This window comes from Aureibacillus halotolerans (assembly GCF_004363045.1).
Taxonomy (GTDB): Bacteria; Bacillota; Bacilli; order Bacillales; family DSM-28697; genus Aureibacillus; species Aureibacillus halotolerans.
The window spans coordinates 1-1,435 of sequence record NZ_SNYJ01000041.1; the positions used below are offsets into that span (position 1 = coordinate 1).

General features: G+C 46.3%; 2 protein-coding genes. Both read right to left on the minus strand.

Going from position 1 to position 1,435, the window contains the following annotated elements:
• The coding region (locus EV213_RS20525; protein ID WP_133582432.1) for an ExeA family protein at positions 1–613 on the minus strand (613 nt) is incomplete at its 3' end.
• Positions 606–1,435: Mu transposase C-terminal domain-containing protein (locus EV213_RS20530; RefSeq protein WP_133582433.1), on the minus strand; the 830-nt coding region annotated here is incomplete at its 5' end. The genes EV213_RS20525 and EV213_RS20530, both read right to left, overlap by 8 nt.

Consider the following 1,435-nt stretch of genomic DNA (forward strand, 5'->3'; position numbering starts at 1 on the left):
GCAAATGCTTATTCATATAATGCTCGGTTTCGGCACGATCCAGATGATCTAGCTTAAACTGGATATCGATACGCTGTCGTATCGCTGCGAAGGTTTGTAGCTGAAGGCGGTCCCAAAATTCAGTTTGTCCCACCATAATTAAGGCCATTGGACTTTGCGCATCCATCCGAAAGTTCAAAAGGAAACGAACTTCCTCTAACATCTCACGATCAAGCAGATGGGCTTCATCAACCACAACCACAGGCGTTAACTTATGGATGCCTTTCATCAATTCAATCTCACGATGCAATTGGCGCTTGGCATCACCCCTGTAGAACTTTGCTTCAAGGCCCAGCTGTTCTAACATTCCTTTATAAAAGTGACGCGGTGTCAGCTTAGAATCAGATAAATAGAGCAGCTTATAATCGGATGGATCCAGCTGGTCTGTAAACCTGCGAATCGCTGTCGTTTTTCCAAGTCCACACTCACCGGTCATGACAGCGAAAAGCTGACGTTCTGCGGCGTAGTTCAGTCGCCCAATAATCTCTTCGAGCTGAGTGGATTCATATAACTCAGTCGTTGGAATGCTGCGGGAAAATGGGGTTTGGCGCATCTCAAAGAAGGACTCAAACATGACGCGTTCCTCCTTTTCCTATATGACGGAAACTCACGGCTGGAACAGGAGGTGTCATGGCAGCTGCCTTTCTCTCTAAATTAGGTCTCTTAGCTCCTTGAAGAAGTCTTGAAGAACCGGCAGGTTCCTTCGTCATTTTCTCTGGAAGAGAGGGTCTTTTCCCTGTTCTCTCTGACATCACCATTCTTTTTGCTTTCCAGCTATCAAAGCCTGGATAATCTACGGTTAATTCATTCGTATCCTGAGGATCATAGGTGATTTCAACTTTACATCCAACAAAATGGACCCCAACTTCATATTTTTTATCCTGAAAACTGATGCAGCCAGCTTTATCGACCTTTCTTGTTTCTGAATGCAGAAAGGCGTGGGCAAGCTCTTCGGCTGAAACGTGACGAATAGGCGTACCTTCCCTGCGATAAGCCTCTAACGGTGTGACGCCTTTCCCTAGAGCCCGATGTGGCTTATGGAGATAACGCTCATCCAGCCATACGCCTAACCATTGATTTAACGCTTCAATCGTTTGAGGGTCTTCTAGTCTCACTTCATTGATAAACTCTTCAAATGTTCGATTAAAACGTTCGACTTTTCCAGTTGATTCAGGCGAGTAGGGACGGGCATAAAGAAGCCGCGTACCTAACTTGGAACAGGTCCTAGCCATCCATTTCGTGCGGTACTGTTTGCCGTTATCAAAGTACACACTTTCAGGAACCCCATGCTTTCTGACAGCTTCCCGAAAAGCGTCTTCAACGCAACGCGCATCAAGCATGGGATAGAATGACACATGCAGAGGGTATCGTGTCGCGTCGTCTAAAAACGCCACCA